Origin of the sequence: Brevibacillus sp. DP1.3A (genome assembly GCF_013284245.2) — a bacterium.
Taxonomy (GTDB): Bacteria; Bacillota; Bacilli; order Brevibacillales; family Brevibacillaceae; genus Brevibacillus.
The window spans coordinates 1,368,338-1,386,641 of the sequence record NZ_CP085876.1; the positions used below are offsets into that span (position 1 = coordinate 1,368,338).

At 46.8% G+C, this 18,304-nt stretch carries 29 protein-coding genes; 25 read left to right on the forward strand and 4 right to left on the reverse strand.

All coding sequences use genetic code 11. The annotated features are described in order from the left end of the window. The 20 genes from HP399_RS06265 (at window position 1) to HP399_RS06365 (ending at window position 13,664) form a co-directional block, all read left to right on the forward strand. Window positions 1-279 (forward strand): hypothetical protein, encoded by a 279-nt coding sequence (locus HP399_RS06265; RefSeq protein WP_173616563.1) that lies wholly within the window; start codon window positions 1-3, stop codon window positions 277-279. Further along, window positions 279-1,721: a phage tail sheath family protein gene (locus HP399_RS06270; protein ID WP_173616562.1), complete on the forward strand. Its 1,443-nt coding sequence runs from the start codon at window positions 279-281 to the stop codon at window positions 1,719-1,721. The genes HP399_RS06265 and HP399_RS06270 overlap by 1 nt, the downstream gene beginning before the upstream one ends. A gap of 15 nt (window positions 1,722-1,736) precedes the next feature. Next, the gene (locus HP399_RS06275) at window positions 1,737-2,258 is read left to right on the forward strand and encodes a phage major tail tube protein (protein WP_173616561.1); all 522 of its coding nucleotides are present in this window, start codon (window positions 1,737-1,739) and stop codon (window positions 2,256-2,258) included. 9 nt (window positions 2,259-2,267) lie between these two features. Next, window positions 2,268-2,597, forward strand: a complete 330-nt coding sequence (locus tag HP399_RS06280; protein ID WP_173616560.1) for a phage tail assembly protein — start codon at window positions 2,268-2,270, stop codon at window positions 2,595-2,597. A gap of 123 nt (window positions 2,598-2,720) precedes the next feature. Then, window positions 2,721-4,976 (forward strand): phage tail tape measure protein, encoded by a 2,256-nt coding sequence (locus tag HP399_RS06285; protein ID WP_173616559.1) that lies wholly within the window; start codon window positions 2,721-2,723, stop codon window positions 4,974-4,976. Further along, window positions 4,969-5,187: a tail protein X gene (locus tag HP399_RS06290; RefSeq protein ID WP_228088461.1), complete on the forward strand. Its 219-nt coding sequence runs from the start codon at window positions 4,969-4,971 to the stop codon at window positions 5,185-5,187. Before HP399_RS06285 ends, HP399_RS06290 begins: the two co-directional genes overlap by 8 nt. Continuing rightward, window positions 5,184-6,203: a phage late control D family protein gene (locus tag HP399_RS06295; RefSeq protein WP_173616557.1), complete on the forward strand. Its 1,020-nt coding sequence runs from the start codon at window positions 5,184-5,186 to the stop codon at window positions 6,201-6,203. The genes HP399_RS06290 and HP399_RS06295 overlap by 4 nt, the downstream gene beginning before the upstream one ends. After that, complete coding sequence (locus tag HP399_RS06300) at window positions 6,203-6,439, forward strand: hypothetical protein (RefSeq protein ID WP_173616556.1); 237 nt, start codon at window positions 6,203-6,205, stop codon at window positions 6,437-6,439. Before HP399_RS06295 ends, HP399_RS06300 begins: the two co-directional genes overlap by 1 nt. A gap of 1 nt (window position 6,440) precedes the next feature. After that, window positions 6,441-6,842, forward strand: coding sequence for a phage tail protein (locus tag HP399_RS06305; RefSeq protein ID WP_173616555.1), 402 nt, complete (start codon window positions 6,441-6,443; stop codon window positions 6,840-6,842). Between the two features lie 5 nt (window positions 6,843-6,847). Beyond that, window positions 6,848-7,159 (forward strand): GPW/gp25 family protein, encoded by a 312-nt coding sequence (locus tag HP399_RS06310; protein WP_173616554.1) that lies wholly within the window; start codon window positions 6,848-6,850, stop codon window positions 7,157-7,159. Further along, window positions 7,146-8,264: a baseplate assembly protein gene (locus HP399_RS06315; RefSeq protein WP_173616553.1), complete on the forward strand. Its 1,119-nt coding sequence runs from the start codon at window positions 7,146-7,148 to the stop codon at window positions 8,262-8,264. The genes HP399_RS06310 and HP399_RS06315 overlap by 14 nt, the downstream gene beginning before the upstream one ends. Next, window positions 8,257-8,907 carry a phage tail protein I gene (locus HP399_RS06320; protein ID WP_173616552.1) on the forward strand — a complete coding sequence of 217 codons (651 nt, stop codon included), beginning with the start codon at window positions 8,257-8,259 and terminating at the stop codon, window positions 8,905-8,907. The genes HP399_RS06315 and HP399_RS06320 overlap by 8 nt, the downstream gene beginning before the upstream one ends. A 1-nt stretch (window position 8,908) precedes the next feature. Further along, window positions 8,909-10,126, forward strand: coding sequence for a phage tail-collar fiber domain-containing protein (locus HP399_RS06325; protein ID WP_173616551.1), 1,218 nt, complete (start codon window positions 8,909-8,911; stop codon window positions 10,124-10,126). Between the two features lie 15 nt (window positions 10,127-10,141). Continuing rightward, on the forward strand, window positions 10,142-11,185 hold the full coding sequence (locus tag HP399_RS06330) for a hypothetical protein (RefSeq protein ID WP_173616550.1): 1,044 nt from the start codon (window positions 10,142-10,144) through the stop codon (window positions 11,183-11,185). A 19-nt stretch (window positions 11,186-11,204) separates the two neighbouring features. Next, the gene (locus HP399_RS06335) at window positions 11,205-11,537 is read left to right on the forward strand and encodes a hypothetical protein (RefSeq protein WP_173616549.1); all 333 of its coding nucleotides are present in this window, start codon (window positions 11,205-11,207) and stop codon (window positions 11,535-11,537) included. A 13-nt stretch (window positions 11,538-11,550) separates the two neighbouring features. Beyond that, entirely contained in the window at window positions 11,551-11,697 is a 147-nt protein-coding gene (locus HP399_RS06340) for a hypothetical protein (protein ID WP_173616548.1), read from the forward strand. Window positions 11,698-11,793: 96 nt separating this feature from the next. Next, on the forward strand, window positions 11,794-12,252 hold the full coding sequence (locus HP399_RS06345) for a phage holin family protein (RefSeq protein ID WP_173616547.1): 459 nt from the start codon (window positions 11,794-11,796) through the stop codon (window positions 12,250-12,252). Window positions 12,253-12,254: 2 nt separating this feature from the next. Continuing rightward, window positions 12,255-13,001, forward strand: a complete 747-nt coding sequence (locus HP399_RS31085) for a peptidoglycan DD-metalloendopeptidase family protein (protein WP_304502540.1) — start codon at window positions 12,255-12,257, stop codon at window positions 12,999-13,001. A gap of 5 nt (window positions 13,002-13,006) precedes the next feature. Beyond that, a complete protein-coding gene (locus tag HP399_RS06360) occupies window positions 13,007-13,153 on the forward strand; it encodes a hypothetical protein (RefSeq protein ID WP_173616546.1) in 147 nt (48 codons plus the stop codon). Window positions 13,154-13,247: 94 nt separating this feature from the next. Beyond that, a complete protein-coding gene (locus tag HP399_RS06365; protein WP_173616545.1) occupies window positions 13,248-13,664 on the forward strand; it encodes a hypothetical protein in 417 nt (138 codons plus the stop codon). Window positions 13,665-13,711: 47 nt separating this feature from the next. Here the strand turns inward: HP399_RS06365 and HP399_RS06370 are convergent, their stop codons facing one another. Continuing rightward, window positions 13,712-13,915 (reverse strand): hypothetical protein, encoded by a 204-nt coding sequence (locus tag HP399_RS06370; RefSeq protein ID WP_228088462.1) that lies wholly within the window; start codon window positions 13,913-13,915, stop codon window positions 13,712-13,714. A gap of 132 nt (window positions 13,916-14,047) precedes the next feature. On the opposite strand from HP399_RS06370, the gene HP399_RS06375 reads away from it, so the two are divergent. Next, entirely contained in the window at window positions 14,048-14,386 is a 339-nt protein-coding gene (locus HP399_RS06375; RefSeq protein ID WP_173616544.1) for a YolD-like family protein, read from the forward strand. 59 nt (window positions 14,387-14,445) lie between these two features. Beyond that, entirely contained in the window at window positions 14,446-14,925 is a 480-nt protein-coding gene (locus HP399_RS06380) for a DNA-directed RNA polymerase subunit alpha C-terminal domain-containing protein (protein WP_173616543.1), read from the forward strand. Window positions 14,926-15,427: 502 nt separating this feature from the next. Here HP399_RS06380 and HP399_RS06385 read toward each other — a convergent pair. Continuing rightward, on the reverse strand, window positions 15,428-15,625 hold the full coding sequence (locus HP399_RS06385) for a hypothetical protein (protein WP_173616542.1): 198 nt from the start codon (window positions 15,623-15,625) through the stop codon (window positions 15,428-15,430). A 53-nt stretch (window positions 15,626-15,678) separates the two neighbouring features. After that, a complete protein-coding gene (locus HP399_RS06390) occupies window positions 15,679-15,891 on the reverse strand; it encodes a hypothetical protein (RefSeq protein ID WP_173616541.1) in 213 nt (70 codons plus the stop codon). A gap of 148 nt (window positions 15,892-16,039) precedes the next feature. On the opposite strand from HP399_RS06390, the gene HP399_RS06395 reads away from it, so the two are divergent. After that, window positions 16,040-16,264, forward strand: a complete 225-nt coding sequence (locus HP399_RS06395; protein ID WP_173616540.1) for a transcriptional regulator — start codon at window positions 16,040-16,042, stop codon at window positions 16,262-16,264. A gap of 402 nt (window positions 16,265-16,666) precedes the next feature. On the opposite strand, the gene HP399_RS06400 is transcribed toward HP399_RS06395, so the two are convergent. Continuing rightward, complete coding sequence (locus HP399_RS06400; protein ID WP_173616539.1) at window positions 16,667-16,984, reverse strand: hypothetical protein; 318 nt, start codon at window positions 16,982-16,984, stop codon at window positions 16,667-16,669. A 301-nt stretch (window positions 16,985-17,285) separates the two neighbouring features. Between HP399_RS06400 and HP399_RS06405 the strand changes: the two genes are divergently transcribed. Further along, window positions 17,286-17,822 carry a suppressor of fused domain protein gene (locus HP399_RS06405; RefSeq protein ID WP_173616538.1) on the forward strand — a complete coding sequence of 179 codons (537 nt, stop codon included), beginning with the start codon at window positions 17,286-17,288 and terminating at the stop codon, window positions 17,820-17,822. A 16-nt stretch (window positions 17,823-17,838) separates the two neighbouring features. Continuing rightward, window positions 17,839-18,303, forward strand: a complete 465-nt coding sequence (locus HP399_RS06410) for an NUDIX domain-containing protein (protein WP_228088463.1) — start codon at window positions 17,839-17,841, stop codon at window positions 18,301-18,303. Window position 18,304: the final 1 nt, after the last annotated feature.

Consider the following 18,304-nt stretch of genomic DNA (forward strand, 5'->3'; position numbering starts at 1 on the left):
ATGGCAATACGGAAAAAGGTTGAGCACAACGAAGAAGCAAAATCGCTGATCTACTGTGGCCCCAACCTTCCAAACGGGATTCTCAGCCAATTTGTAGTGTATCGCGGAGAAATCCCCAATCACTTAGATGAACATATGAAGAAGTGCCCGTCTTTGGAAAAGCTGTTTGTACCTGTTGAAGCTCTTTCAACGACATTACTTGCAATCGAAACTAAGGGTTCAGCTGAAAATGCCTTGTACCAAGAAGTACAGGCGTATGTTAAAGGAGGTGCTCGATAGTGGCATTTAAACACGGCGTAACTGGTGGAGAGGTCCCTACCTCTGTCATTTCTCCTGTGGAAGCGAGCGCGGGGTTGCCAGTAGTTTTTGGAACTGCGCCTATCCATCTATCAGAAACACAGGAGTACGTAAATAAGCCAGTTTTGGCCTACAACTATGGAGAAGCAGAGAAAGCATTGGGATATTCTGACGATTGGGAGCAGTACACCCTTTGCGAATTTATCTATTCGCATTATCAGCTGTTTAACGTCTCACCAGTCGTTTTTGTCAATGTCTTGGATCCTACCAAGCACAAAACAAGCGTTTCAAATGCGACTATCCAATTAACGAATAAGGTGGCAAAGGTCGAGCAAGACGGAATTTTGCTAAAAACGCTAGTAGTTAAAGCAACAGCCGAAGGACAGCCTCTCGAAAAGGGCACTGATTATGTTGCTGCTTTTGACGATAAAGGTAGGCTTGTCATTACGGCACTTGGAACGGCCACACAGTTTGTCATCTCCTATGACCACCTCGATCCATCGAAAGTGACGAAAGCCGATATCATCGGGGGGATTGATAGCCAGACAGGAGCTTACTCGGGTATGGAATTAATTAGCCGAGTCTTTCCTACCTTCCGATTGGTACCAGGTCAAATTCTCGCACCGGGTTGGAGTCAGGATCCAGTCGTAGCAGCCGTTATGAAAGCTAAATCTAGCAATATCAATGGTGTTTTTAAGGCGATTTCAATTGTCGATATTGACACGTCATCAGCTGGAGCTGATTTGTACACAAAAGCCCCGGTCTGGAAGAATGACAACAACATTACGGATCCATTGCAAATTGTCTGCTGGCCAAAGGTAAAGCTTGGGGATCTATCTTTCCATCTTTCCACGCAAGCTGCAGGTGTTATATGCAAGACAGATGCCGCTAACGACGATATCCCATTTGTCAGCCCATCCAATAAGAGCATTCAAGCCAATGCAGTGGTTAATGAAAGTGGGTCCGAGGTTTCGTTGGACATTACTCAAGCCAACTATCTTAATTCTCAAGGGATCGTGACTGTTCTAAACTTCACAGGAGGATACAAGCTGTGGGGGAACCAAACGGCAGCTTTTCCTGCTGTAACAGACGTCAAAGACGCGTTTATTGCGGTTCGGCGTATGGCCAATTGGCTCAACAACAGTTTGATTCTTACGTATTGGCAGAACGTAGACAGTCCGACGAATCGACGATTAATTGATACAGTAGTGGATAGCGTCAATATTTGGATGAACGGACTTAATGCCCGAGGAGCTCTGCTCGGTGGCCGAGTAGAATTTTTGAAAGAAGAAAATCCGGAAACGGATCTCTTGCAAGGAATTATCCGGTTTCATGTGTACTGGGCGTCGCCAGTTCCTGGACAAGCGATCGAATTCACGCTTGAGTATGACGTCAGCTATCTAAGAACGCTCTTTGCAGCGTAGTGGAGGTGAACAGCATTGAACAAATTGCCTGAACGGTTAAAGGATTTTAGGGCGTACCTGGGAGGAACCAATGCATTGCTAGGGGTGACGGATGTCACCCTGCCATCTTTTGACATGATGACAGAAACGGTAAAAGCAGCGGGGATTCTCGGGGAATACGAGTCCCCCACAATGGGCCATCTTCAAAGTATGAAACTGACGCTGAATTTTCGGGTCCTTACAGATGAGCAAGTGAAATTACTCCGTCCAGAGGCACACCGTATCGATTTACGAGGTGCAAATCAGGTGTATGACACAGCAACAGGCAAGTACAAAGATGCTGCAGTACGTCTGGTTGTTCAAGGACCAGCAACAAAAGTGGATCTCGGGAAATTTGAAAAAAGCGCAGCGTCTGGCGGATCCGCTGAGCTGGAGATTTTCTATTTGAAACTCCAATTCGATGGGGAAACGAGGGTTGAGTTCGACCGATTCAACTACATTTTCATTGTAGATGGTGTGGATTACATGCAAGGCACACGAAATGCTCTTGGACTATAGGAGGTCATTATGAGTAAAAAAGTAATGTTACGGAAGCCAATTGAAAAAGACGGTCAATCTATTAGCGAGCTCGAACTGAAATTTGATGATTTGAAAGGTAATGACCTTGTTCACGCCGAACGCCAAGCGCGCATGAGAGGCGACATCAGCCCGGATCCACTCTTTTCTTCCGAGGGTCTAGCGGTAATCGCTGCGCGTGTCTCTGGTCAAATTCCAGAGGATATTTTGGGCTTGGCAGCCCCTGACTTCCTCCTCGTGACAAATATGGTGAAGAATTTTTTGTACGATTGGGCTTCACCGATGAACATGCAATTGGAGACTTCCGAAAAACCGTCCTAAAAATGTCTAGATGTAACTACACACCGATAACCGTGTGGATGGATATGCCCATTTCGGAATTTGCCAAATGGGTAGTCGATTTTCAGGAACTTTCTGAGGAAGAGAAGGAGGAGGGAGGAGCAAATGGCTAGTAGGATCCACGAAATAAGCTTTGCCATTGCAGGGAAGCTTGCCACGTCGTTCAGGGGGGCGTTTTCTTCTGCCTCCTACCAAATGGCACGTCTTTCTGAGGAAACAGATGAGCTCAAAAGAGAGCTGAAACGACTGGAAAATGAGCATCGAAGTGGTGCCATTACGACCGAACAGTATACAGCGGCCCAGGAAAGGCTAACGAGAGCGATCGAGCGACAAAACCAGGCGCGCCAAGCATTGTCACACCAACAAAGCAGAAGGCAGACACACATAGACAATCGAACCGATGCAGCTGGGAAATTAGGGGAGACGGCCGTTATGGCTGCTCCCATTGCTGGTGCCGTTATGGCAGCGAATGACTATGAAGAAGCGCAGCGTCGAATTCAAGTGCAATCTGCTTTGACTGCCCAGCAGCAACAGCAGGCTTTTCAAATCACACGTCGAGCATACGTCTCTGGATTAGGGGAAAGCATGTCTGCTACGACAGAAGCATATGGAATCATGTCGCAGACCATAAAAAACGAAACTGTTCAGCAACAACAAACGATCTTGCAAGGTGCCCTTTCCGCCGAGAAGTATTGGGGAACAGGGATCATGGAGATCAATAGGTCAATGTACAACCTAACTAACAACTTCAAAAATTTGTCCAACACACAGGCCATGGACATGATTACTTACGGCTTGCAGAACGGAATGAATTATGCCGATGACTTCATAGACACGCTTTACGAGTATTCGCCTCAGTTTGAATCCTTGGGTTATTCCGCCAAGCAATTTTATGGTGTCCTGGAGGCTGGAAAAAGAGCGGGTGCTTTCAACTTAGATAAAGTTGCAGATGCTGCTAAAGAATTTAATATCCGCGCAAAAGATGGTAGCAAGTCTACAGAAGATGCTTTCAAGTCCCTGGGGCTGAACAGTGCAAAGATGGGAAAAGATATCGCCAGTGGAGGGGCTTCCGGAGTAAATGCCTGGAACAAAACAATTGACGCACTTAAAAAGATTGAAGATCCGGTGAAACGGAATCAAATTGGTGTCGCTTTGTTCGGTACACAATGGGAAGACCTTACGGAAAAAGTCATCTTGAACATGAAGATCATGGAGAATGCAGGGCAAGGCATGGACGGAACCACACAAAAAATAGTTGAAGCGTCTACAGCAGCGAGGAACGGGGCACCTTCCTGGACACAACTCGGGAGACAGATACAGGATACTGCTGCAGTGGTTGGAAATCAGTTTTTACCAGTGCTCGCTCCTATGATTCAGAGCGTGGCAAGTGGAGCAGCTTGGGTCGGCACATTCGCACAGGCCCACCCTCAATTAACATCCGTCATTGTTGGGGCAACCAGTGCATTAATCGGAGGCCGTATTGCTTGGTTAGCCTTACGAATGGCATGGGCCCAGACTGCTCTAATCGGTAATGGATTATCGGGTATCTTTATCCGACAAGCTGCAGCGCAGACGATCGCCACAACAGCAACGGGTAGAATGACCATTGCACAACGGTTGCTAAATCTCACTATGATGATGAATCCCATTGGTCTCATTATTACGGGGATTGGCCTATTGGTGGCTGCAGGTATTTACTTGTACAACAACTGGGACACTGTGAAGGCGAAAACTATGCAATTGTGGGAGACGTTGAAGAAAAATCCACTTCTTGCGCTTGCGGTTGGTCCTTTTGGCGCTTTGATTTCAGCGGGTATCAACCTATACAACAACTGGGACAGATTGAAGCAGGGTGCCATGGACATCGGGATAAATATTAGCAACTACTTCAAAAGCATGGCCAACGGCGTTATTCAATCAGTCAACCGGATTAGCGATGGAATCAATAATTTAACGGGCACTTCCATTCCGCAGATTCAAGAATTTCAGCTCGACTACTCCATACAGGCACGCAAGATCCAGGAGAACAAGGCAGCTAGAAACATGGGTGAAAAGATTCCAGCGTACGCCAAGGGTGGTATTTTAACGAGGCCCCATATTGGTATGGTAGCAGAGGCTGGGCCGGAGGCAGTTATCCCTCTGAATCGATCGCCACGTTCTGTTTCCCTGTGGAAGCAAGCAGGGAAGTCGATGGGTCTTACAGGTGGTGGGGGAATGGTTATTCATTTGAACTATGCACCTCAAATTAATGGCGGAGATTCGAACGCCATCAGGCCGATTCTGGAAGAGAACAATCGAACGTTGGTGGATCAGCTGCGTTCTGTTCGTCGTCAGAATGAAAGGGTGTCTTTCGGTGCCTAGAATTTATATGACGACCCAAGGAGATACATGGGACTTGATCGCGTTTAAACAACTGGGCAGTGAATACTATCTGACCGATCTGATAGACGCGAATCCTGCCCACAGAGAAACGGTCATTTTTACTGCCAACGTTCAACTGTTGATCCCAGATGTGGACTTGTCCCAGACACCGGATAATCTGCCACCATGGAAGCGAGAGGGCGGGACATGACAAAAGCACGCAATGCGAGATTACAGGTTTTTTACAATAAGACAGACCTGTCCACTGATTTAAAGCCCCACCTATTGAGTTGGAGCTATACAGACAACTTGAGCGGCCAGGCGGACGATCTGCAGCTTACAGTAGAAGATAGCGAGCAACGATGGAGTGGCAGCTGGATCCCGGATTTATCCGCATCCTTGCAGGCCACTCTTTTTCGAGAGAATTGGGATCTAGATGGGAAAATAGAAAAACTGCCTCTGGGCTTCTTTGAAATCGATGAGATCGAGGTGAGCTACCCACCATCGGTTGTTTCTATCAAAGCTATTTCCGTGCCTGAATCCTCGTCGTTGAGAGGCGAGAAGAAAAACAAAGCATGGGAAGAGACAAAGTTGTCCGTGATCGCTGCTGAGAAAGCAAAAGGAGCCGGACTCAAGCTCTTGTATGACTCGCCAGAAAATCCGAAATACGACCGAATTGAACAAACTGACGAGACTGATATCGGGTTTCTGATGCGCTTGTGCAATGATGCGGGTTTGTGCTTAAAGGTAGCCGGAACACAACTGGTGATATTCGATGAGGCGAAGTACGAGAACGCAGCACCCATTGCCACTCTTGAGAGGAAGGTTTCGGAGCTCAAATCTTTCAGGGGGAGAACAACGTCCATTGGCACATACAAAGCTTGCAGAGTGACTTATTTTGCTGGAAAAGACGAAAAGGCGATATCAGCTACGTTTACCCCAGCAAAAGCCCCGAAAGTAGGGCGAACGTTGAACGTCAACGAAAGAGTTTCTTCCATTGCAGAAGCGCAGCTTCTAGCCAAAAAGAAGTTGCGAGAGGCAAATAAAGAGGCCACACAAGTGACGATTACGATGGTCGGGGATCCTCGTATGGTTGCAGGTGTCACGGTAAATCTAAAAAGGTTTGGAGCTTTTGACGGAAAGTATATCGTTACGCAGGCCGTTCATAGCCAACAGAGCGGATATGAAACTAGCTTGGAGCTACGGCGTTGTCTGGAGGGGTACTAATGGGGATTGAGATACAAGTGGGAATTGTCTCATCTGTCAACGCTGCTGCAGGTTCTGCAAGGGTTGCCTTTCCGAATCGGACCAATACCGTTTCAAAAGAGCTGCCTGTTATGAAAAAAGCGTGGCCTGTAAAGCCCAAGGAGCTGGTTGTCTGCCTATTTCCTGCTACTGGAACAGACGGTTTTGTCTTAGGCTCCTACCACACCATAGACGATCCGCCGCAGGGAGGTGCGTAGGATGGGGCAGCTCGGAAGTTTTGGCGAGATCATTTTCGAAGTCTCTTACGAGCAAATGCGGACGTTCTTTGATTTTACGCGTTCCGCATCTGGTCGTTGGGTTGCACATGAACGTTTTGGTCAAAAACCAAGATCCGAATTCCTGGGCCCGTCATTGGATGAGATCAGTTTTACAATGCGGTTCGATGTGAAGCATGGGATGAACCCGAAAGCAGAAATGGACCGTCTCCTGGAGTGGTGTCGATCCGGTAAAGCAGAGACTCTGATCATTGGGGGCACACCTCTCGGGATGGATCAGTGGACCATTAAGTCCGTTACGCAAAATTGGAAGGTATTAGACGGACAAGGCAGGCTACTCACTGGGGAGGCAAATGTTTCCATAGAGGAGTACATGAGGAGGTGAAAGCCTTGGTTTACGAAGTAACGCCAGGCAGCTTAAGAATTAATTTCGGGGCAACGGGAGTAGACGCGATTCTACAGAACGTTGCTTTTATTTTGTCCACTGCTATTTTTTCGTGTCCTATGCATAGATCGTTCGCATGGGATCCTGACATAGATTCTCCGATCCAGATGCAAAGTGCGAAAAACATTGCCCGGATGACGGCAGCCATTCAAGAGTTTGAACCACGTGCCACGGTGGTGAGAATTGACATGAGAGGGGATCCACAAAACGGAGCCCTAAAACCAGTAGTGGGGGTGAGAATTGATGACGAGGTTTAATCTTCCTGATGTGGAGTTTGCGAAGAAGTCCGCTCAAGAGATCGAGGCGGAAGCCGTTGCCAACTATGAAGGACTCACTGATATTAAGCTAGCAGATGCCGACCCACGACGGAAATTCATTCAATCGATTGTTTTGCTGGCCGTTCAACAAAGGTCCAACATTAACTACAGTGCCAAACAGAATTTGCTTGCATATGCAAACGGTGATTTCCTCGATCATCAGGGCGTTTCTACCGATACATCCAGACTCCCAGCAACGGCATCTGTAACAACATTACGTTTTGTACTTTCTGTGGCTCTGGAGAAAAACGAAATAATCCCAGCAGGGACCATGGGTACAGCTGGCGACGACGTTTTCTTTGCCACTACTGAACAGGTCGTTGTCCCTGCTGGGCTAACACAAGTCGATGTTGAAGCGATTTGCACAATTGCCGGTTCGCAGGGGAACGGTTATCTACCTGGACAGATTAATCAGTTGGTTAAGCCCATTAGATGGGTTCAATCAATCCAGAACGTGACAACGAGCGAAGGCGGCTCTGATGAGGAGGAAGACGACGCTTATGCTGATCGGATCCGCCAGGCTCCAGAACGATTTTCGGTTGCAGGTCCAGATGGCGCATACCGTTACTGGGCACGAACTGCCAGCCCATTAATTGTTGATGTTTCAGTTGACTCGCCTTCACCTTGCGTCGTGGAGATCCGCCCACTTCTAAAGGATGGAGGAGTCCCTGGACAGGAAATATTGGATCTGGTTGATGGTGTTTGCAATGACCGGAAAATACGTCCTCTTACGGACCACGTTCAAGTGCTTGCCCCTGAGATTGTGTCCTACGACATTTCTTTGACCTACTGGATCAGTACGGGAAATAGTAGCACCGCAGCCAGTATCCAGGCGAATGTTCAGCAGGCACTCAGCGATTACAAGCAGTGGCAAAAATCAAAGCTTGGACGCTCCGTTGATCCGTCCGAATTGATTGCGCGGATAAAAAATGCCGGAGCGAAAAGGGTGGCCGTGACGCTGCCAGCCTATAAAGCCCTTTCTCCCTACCAGGTTGCTGTTGAAAATACCGTGGCGATCGATTACGGAGGGCTTGAAGATGACTGATATCTACACGGTATCGCTTGTTGACCTCCTACCTGAAAGCCTCAAACAGGATTCAGATGCGAGAGCGTTGGCCGAAGCATTGACTCCAGCATTTCAGGAGATTTCAGCCCAAATTCCTTTGATTACATTCCTGGCTACACTTGATGAACAGCCAGAAGAAGTTGTTGATTTACTAGCTTGGCAGGCTCATGTTGATTTCTATGAACCCGATTTGCCTCTTGAGCAGAAAAGACAGCTAGTGCGTGAAGCGTCCCTGTGGCATCGACGTAAAGGGACACCCTGGGCCGTGGAGCAAGTGGTGTCGATCGTGTTTCCTGGGGCAAAAGTAGCCGAGTGGTTTGAATATGGTGGTCAACCAGGTTATTTCCGTGTAGAGACAGAACAGACTCTCGCAGCCAACGCTGATTTGGCACGCTTGGTCCGTCTCATCAACGCCACAAAGAGGCGCAGCGCTTGGCTAGAAAACGTAACTGTGAAACGGACGATCAACGCTGGACAATTTTACGGCGGCGCTATTGCGGAATATCACAAAACAGAAATTTACCCTGTGGCGTTTGAAATGCCGGATCTGAGGGCGACACATTCATTTGGTGGCGTACTCTCAACCGAGGCAAGAACTACAATTTACCCGGAGGTGAAATAAAGTGGCCCAATACACAGGAATGATTTTGACAAAAAAAGGGCGCGACTTACAGGCAAAAGCAGAAGCAGGGGCAACGCTCACGTTCACCAAAGCAAAGATAGGGGACGGGCAGCTCGGGCAAGGGCAGTCTTTGGAGAATTTGAATGACCTGATCAATCCCCTAAAGACTTTGGCTATCAACAGTGTGGAAGCAGAGAGCGGAGGACTTTGCCGCATACGGACAAACATTACGAACCAAGGAATCACGCAGGGCTTTTATGTAAGAGAGATCGGGCTGTTTGCCCAGGATCCTGACCTTGGAGAGATCTTGTACGCCATTTCTACGGCATCAGCTGCCGACTATTTACCTCCCGAGGGCGGGGCGACGATTGTAAACAATCAGTTTGACATTATCGTGATTGTCGGGAATGCGAGTTCAATCAACGCGACTATCACGCCTTCTGGTTTGGTGAACCAGGAGCAGTTGGCAAAGCTGCAGGGGCAAGTTGATAGTCTAGCAAAAAGCGTGATCGGGAGTGGCGTACTCACCGGATTATCTTTCACACATAGCGGACTAACTGCTTCCTACACAGCGGGATCTGCTTACGTGTCAGGTATCAAATTTGACGCGGCCGCTGGCAATATTCAGCTGAATGCAAATCAAGGACAATACATCTATCTGGATATAGATGGGAAGGTGAAAGGCTCGACAGACCAGGCTGCAGCTCAAGCAAAATGCCTGTTGTGGTACTTCTCCACAAATGCGACGAATGTAATTACTTCGACGGATCGGCGCAGCGTAATCGATAGTACGCAATTCGTAAAGCAGTCAGACGTGGCCACGAGTGGAGCAAACAAGATTCCTCGCCTTGACGGATCTGGTAAAGGAGCTTTTAGCATCACGGGTGATGCAACTACACTAGGCGGTAAATCTGTAGGTGCTGGAGCAAATCAAATCCCTACCCGCGATGCCAACAGTAAGTTGGTGGCGGATCAACTCGCAAGGCTGAAAATCACAAAGAGCGGCAAGGATGCAAATGGCAAGTTTGCACATGTAGAATACAGACGTGAATCAGATAATACCTTGTTTCTCCGTTCCATTTTATCTAGCCCTGACGTTAATGGGAATTATCTGACCGACACTTGGACCTACTACAAAGCTGACGGTACAACGGTAGCGGAAACAAAAGTATGGAAGCTCTCTTACGATACAGATGGTGACGTTACCAGTGTCATTTAATAAGGAGGTAAAATTGTGGACATTACACAAGTTTTGTCTGACCACAAAGTATTAGGTAGTGGGTACCGAAAAGGGCAAATCATCCCTCCTTCAAAGGTTGAACCACTTGACTTGAGGATAGGTATTCAAGAAATATGGGTGGACACAGGGGCGGATTATGCATACATGACCAACGGTGACACACTCGAAAGGTACAGCTTAATAGACGGAAAACGGTTGTGGGCATCAAAATATACGCTTCCAGATGGATCATCAGCAGGACAAACGTATTATGGCGGCGTGCTCTCAGATGGCACTTTTGTTGGTTGGAACAGTTTCAGAAGCACCATTTCCTATAAACCGATCATGAATTCGCCAAACGGTTCACAATACAAACCCGGATACTATTCGGATTACATTAATGGTATGGCTGTGCTTCCGGATAATAGGATTTTGATATACCTATCAGGAGATATCGCCGTACCAGATCGAGGGTTGGGCATGTTTAATGGCTTTGGCAGCAAATATTGGACAAATGGATCGCTTTCAGGTGGCATAGTTCCCGGATCAGCAGGGTATGATTCAAGCGGCAATGTGATTTTCGTGGATGGAAACTGGAAGCTTAATCGACTAAATAAATCAACAGGGGCGGTCATTGCCCAAACCGAATTGTCTACACTTATTGGGGCCGGAGCAATTCAAGTTGTTTTCGCTGGAAGTGCCATATTTATACGTCAATCATCAACCATCCATAAGGTGGATGTGAATACGTTTAGTAAGGTTTATAGTTACACCATCCCCGGTGCGTCACAAATCACATATATCAATGGGATTGACGGAGATAACAACCTATTGTTTACCGATCTAAATACCACCGGATCATTTTATTTGAAGTGTATGAGGCTAGATAACACCCAAACCACTCCAACGGGGATTACGGAAATCACGGTTGTGTCAAACATGGCTGCTTACGAGGCTAGATACGTAAACCGTGTTGCACATAACAAGTCAAAAAAATACTACTTTTGGATCGATTGCGGGAGAAAGATTGGGGAAACGTCCGGATACTTACTGATTTAATAAAAGGGGGATTGGAACAATGATTTTTCTTGGAAGTTTTGTGAAGGTCAATGAAACAAAATTCGCGGTAGGATTCACGCATTATGCACCTTTTGACGAAAAGGATGGACTGGGGAAAAATGAACAGGAATTGAGGGCAGAGGGGATATTGGTTGAATCGTTACCAACGCCTAGTCTATCAGACGAAACAAAGGTACCTGTATTGTTTGTGAATCCTACTACTGGAGAAACTTGGTTTGAATATCAAGATAGGCCACTAACATTGCAGGAACAACAGGCGAAAAAGATTTTACAACTGGAAGAACAATTAAAAATAACTCAGGATGCACTTGACGCGCTATTACTCAAATAAGGAGGATATTCTAATGACTAGCAAACTCTATTCGTACTGCAAAATGAGATGGGAACATGGCGCTTGGGGAGAACCTGAATTGACGACAGCGGTTGCCAAGACCTACATCACGGAATCAGAAAAAACGGAGATCATGACACAACCACAAAAAAGCGCATAGAGCGCCTTTTCCAAAATGGAGAGGGCGTTTTTTCATGGGGAGCTGCATAGGCGGCTCCTTTTACTTTTGCCCCTAGGGGGTGAGGAGGATGGACAGATGAGGTTTATTCAAAGCCTAGATAACGTAGTAACTCCAGCAAACGGCATAGCTGCAACAATGGGAGCTTTTTTGGCACCAGCATTTCATTACTTCTATGGAACTGGTCGTACCGACATCCTGGTTGTTCTTCTTGTCATGAATGGCCTTGATTGGGTGACAGGGATTGCCGCAGCTAAAAAAGACCAAACGTATTCGTCCGAGTATGGGTTGTCTCGAATCCCACGGACGCTATTTCTGCTTGCACTGCCGGCAGTAGCAAACCTACTGGATAAGGTTATGGGAACGCCAGGCTTCTTGTTCTACGGCGTGACATTCGGACTGATTTACCACACCTGGACGAGCCTGACTGCAAACGCACATCGAGCAAACTGGCCGATGCCAAAATCTATTGAGAAGCTGGTTGGATCTGAAATCAAAGCCAAAGCAGAGCGAGCTGCACGAAAGGAGTACAAGTGATTATGATTCCATTGATGAAAGAGTATCGTGTCACCAGCCCTTACGGTCCAAGAAAGAGTCCTCTTAATGGAAAACAAGAATTCCACACAGGAATTGACCTTGTAAAGCCAGCATACGCGAATATTCAAGCTTTCGTTGCAGGGACTGTTGTTTATGCAAACATGGGGCAAACGGGTACTGGAGTCGGCGGTTTTGGAAACACGGTAATCATTAAAGACAATGACAATCATCTACATATGTACGCACACCTCAGAGATTACTGTGTCTCAGTTGGACAGTTCGTTGATCGTGGTCAGGTAATCGGACGGCAAGGTAACACAGGAAAATCTACAGGACAACACCTGCATTTTGAGGTTCGGAAGAATGGTCCGAGTTTTGGCTTTGGAAACCACGTTCATCCGGTTAAGTACGTCGATGATTTCTATGCGAAGGATTGTTCACAACCGGAGAAAAAACCTGTTGATAGCCCTGTGGATATAGTGTCCGTCGAGATCAATGGAACACTGCTGCCAGTCCAAGGCTACCTCAAAGACGGCGTTTCTACCCTGCCTGTACGAGTGGTAGCAGAGGCCGTAGGTGTCACACCAGGATGGTGCCCAGACAACAAGGCCGTGACAGTCAACGGCAAGCAGTTGACAGTGACTATCGAAGCAGGAGCATCTTACGCAGCAGCTCGTGAGCTGGCTGCCGCGCTTTGTCTGCAGGTTGAGTGGGATGGAAGTACAAATACAGTAATACTGAGAGGATGAGTTTCATGGATCAAACAAACAAAAAGAAACAGGGAATTTTGATGATCGTCGGTGGCGTTCTTGCGATTGTTGGAGCAGGCTACGGGTTACTGACAGATGAACAAACCCATGCGATCCAGCAGGCTCTTGAGATACTTCTAGCAGCGTTTTAAATGCAACAGCCCTCCTTCCGGATAAACGGGGGAGGGCTTTTTTATGTTTTGTTATGTGGTATTATTGTGAAAAAAAGGAAGAAGGATAACATTCGTGAAAAAATTTCTAATTGCATGTGTAGCGTCGCTCCTCCTGCTATCTGGTTGTGGTGGGGGTACACATGACACCGAAAAGAAACTGGCAGTCGAGTACGTTAATGTAATGCTTCAAGGGAACGATGAAGAAGCAAAGAAGACGTTCATACAAAACAACGTACTTCCAGAGGCTCAACCGATTATGACTTTGGCAATGAACATGCAAAGTGATAAATCAAACGTCATCAGTGAACCAGAAGTAGTGGATGCTGTGGCGCAAGAAAAAGGTGTTATTGTTCTCTTACGCGGTAAAAAGGGAGACGGAAGCGAGACAGAACAATTGGTCGTTTTTGCAGAGGGTAAGGTCATAATGGCACCGAGTAGCGATCCGAATAATGAAATTTACAAACAGCTCAGAGAAAAATTCAATAAGTAACAGTAATTAAGCAGCCTTCCTTTGGACTGATCCGAGGAGGGCTTTTTCTATTTAAACAGCTTTTTTAACCAAGCGAACACGTCGAATGTCGTTTTCTGGTATGCCTTGTTATATGCATACTTTTTCGGATCGCGGATCCATCCCCATCCCTGGGGCATTTTCACTCCTGCGCGTTGGACGACCTGGCGTTTCAGACTGGTCCGTGCCGCTATTCTCTTTTTTAGGCTTGGTTTCCTCATCCCGAATTTCATCCGTGATCGCCGTCCTTTTTTTCCACATTGTACCACTCGTCTGAGTTTTACAGAATAAGTATTTGCACGTTCGCATGTTGCTCGAATATAATACAGAACAAGTGTTCTTATTTAATTGTGGGAGTGGTTCCTATGGCTTCTAAACTAGAAAATCCATTTTCAATGCGTTTTGTGCTTCCCGAACAGCGCGAATTGTATCTTTCAATGAAGGAAGACGACAAGCTCGTATCCATGCCGATCCTTGAACAAGATGAGATGGAATCGTTCCAGTACGTCTTGAGAGATGCAGCTCGGGAAGATTATCCTGTCACAGTTTCTTGGTGGAAACCCGTAAAAGGCACGCTGGGAACCACATGTACGATGTGGGGCGTGGTCAAGTGGATTGACCAGAACGGCAGGAGAATTAAGCTTGTGACCGATGAAGATAGCCAGTGGATACCTATGGATAGTATTACGAAAATTCAAGTATAGATTATTTTTTCTCTATGATATGATTATTGGCAAAATCTTCATAAGGGCGGGGCTAGTAAGTGAATAAATTGTTTGTTGCGATTATGGGTGTTAACGAAGCATCCGAATTGTGGGAGCTTAGTAATACAATGATCAGAGAACTATGTAAAAGCGGAAAAATCGTAGCAACACCAATTGATGACACCTGGGCTATACTGCGAGATCAGCCTGTAGAAACACTAAAATTGATTGAGGATGCCCGCAAGAAAGAGAGCCTGTATCATATTGCTGCCGCTTCACCCGATGAACCAATTATCAAATTAATCAAGGACGACATGCTTTTTTTAGAACAGCCTATTGAGGCGATTTTTATACATAATCCTAGTCCACTTTCTACGCGAGCTGCAAACTCACTCAAAAGAGTCGGTATTAGTACAGTGAAATGCCTTGTTGAATCTACGTTCAATCGACTTTGGCCTATTCGAAATTTAGGAAACCGTGCCTTGAGGCATACTTTTCATGCGCTAAAACAAGCAATAGAAAACCCGTCCCAGTTTTAAGGAGACGGGTTGTTTTATTAGTACCTGTCCATGTAATCAGAAGTGTATATGAAGTGCTTTCCACTGGCGATCATGTACCGTTTCAGTTTCTCCCGAAACACCTGGTCAGCAAGGGCAAGCTCAACCACAAATGCCTGGGCACTTCCAAGCGACCTATTACGTTTCGCTCGCCCAAAAAATATGGGGTTTCTAAAGTCCAAGTTGTCAGCAATTTGAATGAGATTCCCGTACATTATCCGCGAATGAGTCGATGACACTCGCGGCAGCTCCACATGCGTTTCCCCGATATCCACGCGTCTCCCTCCTGTTCTCAATTCCAAATCGCCCGAAAATTAAACATCATTCCGCACACTGCACACTGAGAGTGCCCCACGCAAGCAGCAGAGGATATGTAGAGCTGCATATCGCCATTACCGATGGATGACATCACCGCGCTTTATAGTCCCATCAAGAGCAGCTCTGACAAGGTTCTGATCGTCTAAGTTTACTACCCGCCCTGTGCCTATCTCTTCGGCTTGAAGACGTCCACGACTGACCGAAACGACTCGATAGGAGTCGCCCGATACGGCTGGCCCAGTTGGGACGTCCAAGGCTTGAGCAATGGAGAGGAGCACGCCGAATGATAATACGGCCAGAAGCCCCCAGGACGTTTTCCTGACTGATCGATCGATGTCGCCCGGATCGTCTTCCTCGTCGTCATCCCAATCATCCGCCTCCAGGTATTCAGGCCGTCTCCGTTCCTCGCGGTAGTATCTACGCTTTCGTCCCATCGATATTCGCCACCTTTCGAACAGGCACTGGAGTGCCTACGCCTTTTTTAACCCGTACGGCGATCCGATCCAGGGCAAGAGGTTTCAAGTTCTCTTTCACCCATCCGCTAAAGTTCATACTCTTTGCCAGCTCAAACATTTCTCGCTCGACTGGATCGTTAAGGTTAAAACATACTGGCTTTCTTTCAGTTGCCATGGACATCCCTCCCGTTGTGTTGTGCAGCGTTGTGTGCTGCTGTGCTACTAAGTGATGCACAACGGTTTGTCCAATATTCCGCAAAAATTGCGGATGTGTGGACTAATATTCAGAAGGTTTGTCCAAACTGCCTACTGAGGTGATCGGTATGTTTGGTTTAGGGAAACCGCGCTCACTAGTGGGTGAGTGGCTGGATGCTAAAGGGAAAACACAGAGGTGGTTAGTTGAACAAACGCATATAAGTGAGGACACTGCTACCCGAGTTTGTTCTGATCCGCACTACAACCCGGGCAACACAACAAAAAAGAAAATACTTGGTGTTGTGCGTGAATATGATAGAGATAAGAAGCATGATGATTTTTGGCCGATGTAAAAAGCCCCGACACATAAATGCCGGAGCTGAGAGAAGGTACTGACTGTGTACCCATCGAATTCACTGAGGAACGCAGCGCAAGCTAGTCCTTTTACGGCCGTGGATGTTGCCCGTGTATGTGCCCATAACTTGCCCATTATTTGCCCACATTCGTACTACAAGATATTAACGGTAATTGATGCTTAGGGAGAGAAAAGCCCGATTTATCAAGGTTTTTTAATGTGTGTTTACAGGTATTTAACGTAAAAACAATTAAGTTCGAGATGGAAGGCTCTATCGGATAATCGTTTTTGTAACGTGAAAATACGTGTCTGATTCGTTCAGACACGTATTTTTTTGTGCTCCTGCTTTTTTAGGAGAAACGCATCAGCCCTCTGGCAATAATTCGCCGGAGGGCTGTTTTTACGAGGACAAACTAAATTCCCATAATAAGATCATAAATACCGCCATCGGAATGACCCAAAGTAAAGGAATGGCGTTGAGTACGTAACTCGTTTTGAATTTCAACTTGTGATAGTAGTACCAACTGCCCATCACTGAGGCAAGTAGTACAAGCGGATACGATAGGATCGTATAGAACACCTCCGGCGCTCCAGTATCATATTCATCTTCAGGTAGAAGCACAATGGTAAATAAAACAGAAATTACCCAAGCCAATAAGAAAATGGCGTATACGCTTTGACTAATAGAAAGGACGAGACAAGCTGTCTTGTTTTTCATAAGTGCCTGATCCCTCCCAAAAAGTGGAATTTCTATTAACAAGACGAGAGGGGATGGAAAAAGGTAACAATAATCGAATCGTATGGGCTTTTTTATGCGTGTTGAAACATGTACATTCACTCCACACAATGATAAAATGTTCGTATATACAAGATAACGCTGTCCAACATCAACGAAGTATGCCTACGAATCCTGGCATGCTTTTTTCGGGCGAGCACAACCATTTCACAAAGATGCAATTGCTCTCCTATGAGCAGGCAGCCGTAGAGGTTTTCATACTTTTTGGAGCGGGGTTGCACATATGATAGTGGTAAAGCAATTAATGGATCATTGCCACCGCTTTTTTGGGAGTCAAGGCGAGCTGTATCAATCCGAGTATGCGGATATCCTGATTGCCGTCTATCCGGCTACACGCAAGCGAGGATGGTGGACCTATGCCACGCTTGAGTTGCACAAGATGGTGGCAACGGAGTACCTCGTCTATTCCTATCAGTTTGAGCAAAGAATGATTACGCATTTGGCAAGAGTAGCGGCCCAGGTAATTCGTCAGTGGGAGAGTCAAACGACCCGCATGGAGTCTGGGAGCATCTTTTCGCTCGGGGATACAATCGTGGAAAAATCGGTTTTGAATCATATGGTACTGACCCCTGCCTATTATGAAGAGGCTGGACTTGAATATTATACAAACGGCAAGGACGTAATCAGGTTCATGATGCTTCATGCAATCGCGGATTCTGAAGCAAAGTTTTTGGAACAATATGGACTTATGGCATTACAGGAATGGTTAGCGCACTCCGGTGTCGATTCCCTGAATGTTACGCGTACGCCTGCCATCTGAGAAGGGAGCGAGCGAAATGTCAGCGATTCGCTTGAGAGTCACCGTAGTAGTGGAACACGAAGGGAAAGTCCTCCTCATCCGTGAGCAGACACAACGAGGCATCTTTTACAACCTGCCAGGGGGAATCGTAGAATATTTAGAAGCGATTCCAGATGCGGCGAGAAGAGAAGTGATGGAAGAGACCGGACTCCTCGTGGAAATGGAGCGATTGATCTGGATAGACGATCGGATCGATCAGGAAGGAAACGGCAAGCATACGGTCGGAGTGGGAGTTCTGGCGAAGCTCGTTGGTGAAGAGACAACCCCTACGCCAGGTGGTATCGTCGATGAAGAAATCGAATGGGCTGGCTGGGTCACGCTAGAAGAGTGGAAACAACTGCCGAACGACCACAAAACACGCCCGGATCAAGTCAAGCAAGTCTTATCCGATCCCACTTATCAACCGATGTACTTGGGAAATATGCTGAGCCAAGCAGAATAAA

What these genes read in the sequence shown, in the direction of transcription:
- HP399_RS06265 (WP_173616563.1), top strand. Translation starts at nt 1, where the DNA reads ATGGCAATACGGAAAAAGGTTGAGCACAACGAAGAAGCAAAATCGCTG.
- HP399_RS06280 (WP_173616560.1), top strand. Translation starts at nt 2,268, where the DNA reads ATGAGTAAAAAAGTAATGTTACGGAAGCCAATTGAAAAAGACGGTCAA.
- HP399_RS06285 (WP_173616559.1), top strand. Translation starts at nt 2,721, where the DNA reads ATGGCTAGTAGGATCCACGAAATAAGCTTTGCCATTGCAGGGAAGCTT.
- HP399_RS06295 (WP_173616557.1), top strand. Translation starts at nt 5,184, where the DNA reads ATGACAAAAGCACGCAATGCGAGATTACAGGTTTTTTACAATAAGACA.
- HP399_RS06300 (WP_173616556.1), top strand. Translation starts at nt 6,203, where the DNA reads ATGGGGATTGAGATACAAGTGGGAATTGTCTCATCTGTCAACGCTGCT.
- HP399_RS06305 (WP_173616555.1), top strand. Translation starts at nt 6,441, where the DNA reads ATGGGGCAGCTCGGAAGTTTTGGCGAGATCATTTTCGAAGTCTCTTAC.
- HP399_RS06315 (WP_173616553.1), top strand. Translation starts at nt 7,146, where the DNA reads ATGACGAGGTTTAATCTTCCTGATGTGGAGTTTGCGAAGAAGTCCGCT.
- HP399_RS06320 (WP_173616552.1), top strand. Translation starts at nt 8,257, where the DNA reads ATGACTGATATCTACACGGTATCGCTTGTTGACCTCCTACCTGAAAGC.
- HP399_RS06335 (WP_173616549.1), top strand. Translation starts at nt 11,205, where the DNA reads ATGATTTTTCTTGGAAGTTTTGTGAAGGTCAATGAAACAAAATTCGCG.
- HP399_RS06340 (WP_173616548.1), top strand. Translation starts at nt 11,551, where the DNA reads ATGACTAGCAAACTCTATTCGTACTGCAAAATGAGATGGGAACATGGC.
- HP399_RS06345 (WP_173616547.1), top strand. Translation starts at nt 11,794, where the DNA reads ATGAGGTTTATTCAAAGCCTAGATAACGTAGTAACTCCAGCAAACGGC.
- HP399_RS31085 (WP_304502540.1), top strand. Translation starts at nt 12,255, where the DNA reads ATGATTCCATTGATGAAAGAGTATCGTGTCACCAGCCCTTACGGTCCA.
- HP399_RS06360 (WP_173616546.1), top strand. Translation starts at nt 13,007, where the DNA reads ATGGATCAAACAAACAAAAAGAAACAGGGAATTTTGATGATCGTCGGT.
- HP399_RS06370 (WP_228088462.1), bottom strand. Translation starts at nt 13,915, where the DNA reads ATGAAATTCGGGATGAGGAAACCAAGCCTAAAAAAGAGAATAGCGGCA.
- HP399_RS06375 (WP_173616544.1), top strand. Translation starts at nt 14,048, where the DNA reads ATGGCTTCTAAACTAGAAAATCCATTTTCAATGCGTTTTGTGCTTCCC.
- HP399_RS06385 (WP_173616542.1), bottom strand. Translation starts at nt 15,625, where the DNA reads ATGACGACGAGGAAGACGATCCGGGCGACATCGATCGATCAGTCAGGA.
- HP399_RS06390 (WP_173616541.1), bottom strand. Translation starts at nt 15,891, where the DNA reads ATGGCAACTGAAAGAAAGCCAGTATGTTTTAACCTTAACGATCCAGTC.
- HP399_RS06395 (WP_173616540.1), top strand. Translation starts at nt 16,040, where the DNA reads ATGTTTGGTTTAGGGAAACCGCGCTCACTAGTGGGTGAGTGGCTGGAT.
- HP399_RS06400 (WP_173616539.1), bottom strand. Translation starts at nt 16,984, where the DNA reads ATGAAAAACAAGACAGCTTGTCTCGTCCTTTCTATTAGTCAAAGCGTA.
- HP399_RS06405 (WP_173616538.1), top strand. Translation starts at nt 17,286, where the DNA reads ATGATAGTGGTAAAGCAATTAATGGATCATTGCCACCGCTTTTTTGGG.
- HP399_RS06410 (WP_228088463.1), top strand. Translation starts at nt 17,839, where the DNA reads ATGTCAGCGATTCGCTTGAGAGTCACCGTAGTAGTGGAACACGAAGGG.